This window comes from Chamaesiphon sp. VAR_69_metabat_338 (assembly GCF_031423935.1).
Classification (GTDB): Bacteria; Cyanobacteriota; Cyanobacteriia; order Cyanobacteriales; family Chamaesiphonaceae; genus Chamaesiphon.
Map to the genome: position 1 here is coordinate 1 of NZ_JANPGM010000690.1, position 7228 is coordinate 7228.

Here is a 7228-nt window from a genome sequence, read left to right on the forward strand (position 1 = left end):
GCGATCGTGATGGCGGCGGCGGAAACTGTAATGATTTTATCGTCGGTTTCGATTTGGGCTTCAAATTGTTCGAGGTTGCGGAGTTGGTTGAGTCCGGCGAGGACGTAGGCCATTACTCCCAAGCGTTTTTTGGCATCGCGATCGGCTAAATTGACGGTTTCGGCTTCAAAGCCGATGCCAGCGAGCAGTACCATCGGTAAGCCGTTGCACCGCGCCATATCGACGACTTTGGTATGGTCTGTCAAGATGGCTTCGCAGGCTTCGGGGATGGTGGTTGGCAGATCTAGCGCATTGGCAAAAGCATTGGCGGTACCGCGCGAAATGATCCCCAGGGGTATACTCGTACCCATTAGCGCGGCGGCGACGGCGGAGAGGGTACCATCGCCGCCGGAGGCAATAATTAAGGATGCGCCGCGATCGATCGCGGCTTTGGCGAGCGCGCCCGGTTCGCATTCTGCGCTAGTGACGACGATATCGAGATCGAGGTTATCGCTCAGCAGAGATTTGATGAGGTCGAGATCTTGCTCTGGATCGCCTTGTCCGGCGACGGGGTTAAAAATCAGACTAGCTTGAGGTTTCATTGGTTTGTACCTTGGTATCGGTGGATGGTGGTTCGGAAATTTGATGGATAACTTCCAAAATTGCCTGGGGGTCGGTGGCTTGCTTCATCAATTCTGCTTCCTCGTCGTCGCGATTTTTAACATTGGGCAAATCTGTGCGGAGTTCTTCGACGAGGGCAATTAATTTGGCGATTTTTTGCTCGGTAATCAGATTGAGCTGGAGCATCAGATGCGATCGATCTTCGCTAACTTTTTCCTGACGATTTTCATAGACTAAGACGCCTGTGGAAATAAACAATGATGCTAAATCTAGCCACTGTTCGCGAAGATCTAATTGCGGAAAAGTCGGCGGTAAAATATGGAGATCTACTAAGTGTCCGCAAATTTCCCAAATAATAAAAAAGATAACTTGAAAGTATAAAAATTCTGGCGTGCCAAAAATACTAACGAGTTTTGCTAACAGCCGTTGAGCAGTGGTTGCTTGGGCTTGGTAACGCTCTTGATGCGAGGTAATGGCCTCGATGTTTTTGATAACTTGCTCTGGCACGAGCGTATCGATATCGATATCCGCACTAGTTTGGGTAATCGATGTGACGATTTCGCGATCGTCCCGAAAAGCAGAACTACTACCGATCGATCGCGTGTCAATAATGATGTTTTTAGAGCCGTTGGTCATCTGTTTTGAGAGCGGGGAGCGGGGGAGATAACAAGTTAAGTCTTTAGTAGCTTTTATTCAGGTAGCTTGCGACGATCGATGTAGCCGTGCTCTGGTTTATGATTGATAAGATTTGGCTTCTAAGTCTTCATTCAATGGGTGATTGACGTTTTGTTGGATGACTTCTAGGATTGCTTGGGGATCGATGGCTTGTTTCATTTCTTCGGCCTCGGCATCATTGCGATTTTTGACATTAGGTAGATCGGTTCGCAATTCTTCAACTAGGGAGATCAATTTTGCGATCTTTTGCTCGGTAACTAAATCGAGTTGAATGGCTAAATGAGTGCTCTCTTGTTCGACTTTTTCTTGATGGGCTTGAGCGATTAAGACCTCAGTAGAAATTAGCAATGATGCCACTTCTAAGCCGTGTAAATGCAGATCGAAGAGGGGAAAATTTTTGGCAATAATATTGCGCTCGGCGAGTTGGGTACAACCGATCCAAATTGCAAAAAAGCCAATTTGAGCGTACAGAAATCCCGGACGGGCGAAGAAAGCCGCAATTTTATTCAGCACGCGGCGATCGGCTGTAATACTTTGTCTGTGGCGATCTTGATGGCTGGCAATCGCCTCGACATTTCGGAGTACTTGCTCCGGTACAGCTTCGCCGACTTCGATATTGACCTCGCGGTTGTCGGGGACGGAGATATTCACAGTCGAGTGTTCGCCATTGGGCAAAGCTCGATCGACTTCAATGTTGGTGTTAGTAGTTTTCATACAGGGAAGTAGGGGGATAGAAAGTGGTAGAAGCAGTCAATTGGATTGCTTCTACCACTCAGTAGTTATGGGAAGCCTAAAGCCTATTGTTTGACCCACACCGAGACAGAGCCGCCATTACAACGGAATTCTGCCCAGCCTTCATCGTTGGTGACGATCAGGTCTTTGACGTGCTCGGTAATGTCTATATAGGTACAATTAGGATGACCGATTTCCATCCATTTGCTGCCATCACCGCCATTGGTGAGGACTACCGCCATCCCGCCGGGATGCTCCTCGTCGCCCACGCGCGTCCACCCGATCGTGCTAGGGTGGTCGAAGTAGTCGCGTTGTTCGCCGTAGGCATAGTTTTGACGGGCGTAGAGGAATTTATCGATGAGGAACTGGTGACAGTCCATCCAGATTTCATACTCGTTGCCGTCTTTGCCCGCATCTTTATAATTTGCGCCATAGTAGTCACCATAAAAGATGCAGGGGTATCCCGCTTCGCGGAGCAGAATGAGGGCATACGCTAGGGGTTTAAACCACGGCTCGACGATCGATTCGAGGGACTGGAGTGGCTGCGAATCGTGATTTTCGACTAGAGTTACAGCGAGATAGGGTTGTTGCTGTACCAAGGTATTATCAAAAATCTTGGTCAGATCGTAATTTTCGCCGGCTTGACTGGCAACGTGAAAGTTGTAATGCAGCGGGGCGTCAAAGAGATGCACTTTGCCAGCCGTAGTTTCGATAAAGTGGTGCAGGGCATCGACTTCATAAGACCAATATTCACCGACAGCAAACAGATCGCGTTGGGCATATTGACGGACGTGTTCGAGCCATTCAGCAAAGAATTCTGCTGAGACGTGTTTGACAGCATCGAACCTAAACCCATCGATATCGGTAGTGTCATAACACCATTCGCCCCAATACTTGAGTTCGCCGACGACTTCGGGATTCTCCATATCGAGATCGCAGCCCATCAGGTAGTCAAAATTCCCCTTCTCTTGGTCTACATTGTTATCGAATGATTTGCCCTTAAGCAAATAAACTGCCGACTCGCCTTCGTTATAGGCGTTGTAGTCGATCGCATCAAAGTGCCACCAGTGCCACTCCATCTTGGAATGCTTGCCAGCACGTCCGGGAAAAGTGAAGTGCGTCCAAGCTTTAATGGTTTGATATTCACCGATCGGGGCGTTGCGATCGTCCATATTGAAGGGAGTAGCTTCAACATCTTCAGCTTCATCCGCGCCCATCTTATGATTGAACACGACATCAGCATAGATCCTTATCCCTGCCGCTTTGGCAGTTTTAATCGCCTGAATGTATTCGGCTTTGGTACCGTACTTCGTCCTCACCGAGCCTTTTTGATCGAACTCACCGAGATCGAATAAGTCGTAGACACCATAACCGACATCCATGCCACCACCGGTGCCCTTGTAGGCAGGTGGCAACCATAAGGAGGTGATTCCAGCGGCGGCTAATTCGCTGGCTTTGTCTGCAACCTGCCGCCATAAACTACCATCATCTGGGTTGTACCAGTGAAAGTATTGCATCATTACACCGTTAGGTTCAGACATAATTATTTGCTTAAATTAGCGAAGTGAGGAATATGACAACGAATAGCATCGTTATTACTAATCTTCGCTGGAATTATAGGAGCTTGTCTATCAGGCATTGGATGCATCTAGGCGACAAGATTTACTAACTCGATATCTATCGATCGACTGAATTAATCTCTAAATAAATACTACTTAAGATAGGCAAAAGCAATCCCAATTTTGTCCCGATCTGGCGATAATATTGGCTCGATGCTAGTAATTGCGATGGTTTAAACTTGGATCTAAGCTATCTAATGGCACAGCAATCGGTTCGAGATTCCCAACAGCACGATCGAGACAATCCTGCACGCCTAGATCGCAGTCTCGATCGAAAGCTCGGGGCTAGATCTGAATGCAGCATGCTGTTAAAGCCCTATTTACTCATAGACTAGAGCGAATGGCGATCGTCCTCGCGATCGTCAATCTCTATCGATCGGTAGATGCTGAGGTCGCGATTTTTCGGTAAGAATGGGTGATGCGCACCGTAATTAAGTAACTTTATGAAATCTCTGCATCCAGGTATCTTATCGAGCCTAAAAAGTTATCTCAGCCGCGCGATCGGTGGATTGGTATTGATGTTGTCAATTTGGCAAGGAATCTCGCTCGGGATCGATACGGCAATAGCAGCTCCAGGGATCGATCTGCAAGTGCCAGAGACGATGGGCAGCAAAAAAGAAATTGTAGTCAAAGAGTTAGAACAACGAGAAGCCCTAGAAAAAGATCGCATCCAATCGGCGATGCAGGATGGCAACAAGTCCGTCCGAAAGAGTCTAGACAAAGCTAGAGACGCAATGGAAAACACCGCCCAGAAAGTTGATAATTCTACGGAAAGCAGTATGAACAAAGCTGAAGATGCCCTAAAAGATACTGCTATGAAAGTTGAAAACTCTGCCAAGAATACTGCTAAAAAAACCAAAAACTTCTTCGGATTTTAGTTTTTAAAGCCATAACTAATTGCTACTCGATCGAGTTGCTCGATCGGTAGCAATAGCCCAACCTCATCCTAACCCATCACCATGACTTGCAGACACCTAGTCGATCTGCAGGTCATTTTTGTGCGCACCGGATAGTAGTCGAGCACGGCAACTAGCTCTAGCGATCGTTTTTCAGGCAGATGTTGATGCTTTTTGGTGAAATCTGGGCAATCTAAGTAAAAGAATCGCAGTAGAGCGACTGGGACTTGTCGGCAAGAGGGCACATGACTGCAATCGGTGGTAACTGACTTAACTAGCAGTCAACCCCACAGCCAGCACAAGATCGTCAATCGAGATGGCCAGATCGTTTTTCACACTGAAAATTAGGGTATATAAAGTACGATTGTGGTGACATTATTATCAACCTCGATAAAAGCTCAAGTTATCTCACCCACAGATACCGAGTGGCAAAAATACTTAGATCTGCTTCCGCATGATTTTTATCATCTTCCTGGTTATTTAGAATTAGAATCACAGCGACATCAGGGTCAGGCCGAAGCGATCGCGATCGAAGATGGCGATCGAGTGTTTTTCTTACCTTATATCGTGCGTGAGTGTCCTGAAAATCTCGATCGTTTTCAGTTTAGTAGCAAACCAATTTATGATGTAATTTCGCCATACGGTTATCCCGGCATGTTAATCGATCGAGCCGGCCAAAACTCACAGTTTATCGAAAAATGTTTGAATATCGTTCACGAATGCTGGTATGCCAAAAATATCTGTTCGGCATTTTTGCGACTGCATCCGACGCTCAATGACTATATCGATCCTGCCCTGTCCAATCCCGATCGGTTTGTCATCACCACGCGCGGTGACGTCGTTATTTGCGACCTAACTAACGACACCGAAACAATTTGGAAGCAGATCAGATCCAGCCATCGCACTAAAATTAATAAATTAAAACGGGCGGGATTTGTCGCGAAGATGGTCTCGATCGATAGCTTGGATCTATTTATCGAGATTTATACCGAAACCATGCAACGCGTCAATGCCAATAGTGCTTATTTCTTCACACGGGCGTATTTTCAACAGCTATTCCCAGCATTAGGCGACAGGCTACATATCTGTTTGGTAGAAATTGATGGCGAAACTGCCGCTGCTAGTTTAGTAACTGAAGTTAACGGCATCGTTCAATATCATTTGGGCGGAACTAAGACAAAATTCTTATCACAATCCCCCACTACCTTAATGTTCGATTACATGATGAACTGGGGCAAACAAAGAGGTAATAACTACTTGAATCTCGGCGGAGGACTCGGCAGTAATCGCGACTCACTATATCATTTTAAATCTGGCTTTTCCGATCGCAGCGCATCGTTTATGACCATGCAAAGTATTATCAATCGGGAGCTATATAATTATTTAATTCATTCCAGAGCCGCGACTTTAAGCAAACCAGTCGCCGAATTCGAGCAGACAGCTTTTTTCCCTGCCTATCGATCGCCATCGTAGCTTTCAATCGATCGTCGATCGTTGATAATTAATAACCACTTCTCCCCGTTCGCGTAGCGTCTGCTTTAGCAGCAGGACGAAGGATGGCAATAACGCTCATAGTGGCGCGCACCCGATCGAGTCGAGTCTGGTGTAGATAGCTTGGAAATTAATCTGGGTATAATTGAAACAGGTTCCAAGCAGAGCGTAACATCGCCTGCTGCAGCGATGCTCTCGTTAGCGATCGGGCAGTCACAACACCGCGCACAACTTTCATTTATTTATAATTTCTGGTAATGACAAAACCTATTTTGCTTTCAACTCCCCACATGGGCGATCGCGAACACCAATTCGTCACCGAAGCCTTTGAAACCAATTGGATTGCCCCCATTGGCCCTCATGTTGATGCCTTCGAGCGCGAGTTTTGCCAAGCTGTAGGTTCTAGTCATGCCACTGCCGTTAGTTCCGGTACCGCCGCTCTCCACTTAGCATTGAAACTAGTCGGCGTCGGTGCTGGCGATGAAGTATTTTGTTCGAGCCTGACCTTTTCCGCCAGTGCCAATCCGATCGCCTATCTGGGTGCCAAACCCGTCTTCATCGATAGCGATCGCAGCTCCTGGAACATGGATCCCCTATTGCTCAAAGCCGCACTAGAGCAACGCGCCAGCATCGGCAAACTCCCCAAAGCCGTCGTTATCGTCCATCTCTACGGCCAAAGTGCCGATCTCGATCCCATCATCAAAACTTGCCAAGAATACGGCGTCGCCACCGTCGAAGATGCCGCCGAAGCCCTCGGCGCAACCTATAAAGGTCGATCGCCCGGTACCTTCGGTACCGTCGGCATCTACTCCTTCAACGGCAACAAAATCATCACCACCTCCGGCGGCGGCATGCTAGTCTCCGAAGACGCCAGCATCACCTCCAAAGCCAAATTCCTCGCCACCCAAGCCCGCGACCCCGCACCCCACTACCAGCACTCCGAAATCGGCTACAACTACCGGATGAGCAACGTCCTCGCCGGCATCGGACGCGGTCAACTAATGGTCTTAAGCGATCGCGTCGCCGCCCGTCGCCGCAACTGCGAAGTCTATCAACAAGCCCTCGCCCACATCCCCGGCATCGAATTCATGCCCGAAGCCCCCTGGGGCAACTCCACCCGCTGGCTCACCTGCCTCACCATCGACCCCACCACCTTCGGAGCCGATCGCGAACAGATCCGCCTCGCCCTCGCCGAACAACAAATCGAAGCCCGCC

General features: G+C 48.2%; 7 protein-coding genes. 3 read left to right on the plus strand and 4 right to left on the minus strand.

The features are described from left to right. The 4 genes from RMO84_RS19285 to RMO84_RS19300 form a co-directional block, all read right to left on the minus strand. On the minus strand, positions 1–581 hold a 581-nt coding region (locus RMO84_RS19285), incomplete at its 3' end, for a diacylglycerol kinase family protein (RefSeq protein ID WP_310490057.1). Beyond that, a complete protein-coding gene (locus RMO84_RS19290; RefSeq protein WP_310490058.1) occupies positions 565–1236 on the minus strand; it encodes a DUF1003 domain-containing protein in 672 nt (223 codons plus the stop codon). The genes RMO84_RS19290 and RMO84_RS19285, both read right to left, overlap by 17 nt. Before the next feature lie 96 nt (positions 1237–1332). After that, positions 1333–1989, minus strand: a complete 657-nt coding sequence (locus tag RMO84_RS19295; protein WP_310490059.1) for a DUF1003 domain-containing protein — start codon at positions 1987–1989, stop codon at positions 1333–1335. Positions 1990–2072: 83 nt separating this feature from the next. After that, the gene (locus tag RMO84_RS19300; RefSeq protein ID WP_310490060.1) at positions 2073–3548 is read right to left on the minus strand and encodes an alpha-amylase; all 1476 of its coding nucleotides are present in this window, start codon (positions 3546–3548) and stop codon (positions 2073–2075) included. 521 nt (positions 3549–4069) lie between these two features. Between RMO84_RS19300 and RMO84_RS19305 the strand changes: the two genes are divergently transcribed. The 3 genes from RMO84_RS19305 to RMO84_RS19315 all read left to right on the plus strand — a co-directional run. After that, positions 4070–4504: a hypothetical protein gene (locus tag RMO84_RS19305; protein WP_310490061.1), complete on the plus strand. Its 435-nt coding sequence runs from the start codon at positions 4070–4072 to the stop codon at positions 4502–4504. Positions 4505–4891: 387 nt separating this feature from the next. After that, positions 4892–5995 carry a GNAT family N-acetyltransferase gene (locus RMO84_RS19310; RefSeq protein WP_310490062.1) on the plus strand — a complete coding sequence of 368 codons (1104 nt, stop codon included), beginning with the start codon at positions 4892–4894 and terminating at the stop codon, positions 5993–5995. Positions 5996–6270: 275 nt separating this feature from the next. Continuing rightward, positions 6271–7228, plus strand: a 958-nt coding sequence (locus RMO84_RS19315; protein WP_310490063.1) for an aminotransferase class I/II-fold pyridoxal phosphate-dependent enzyme, incomplete at its 3' end; no start/stop codon positions are given.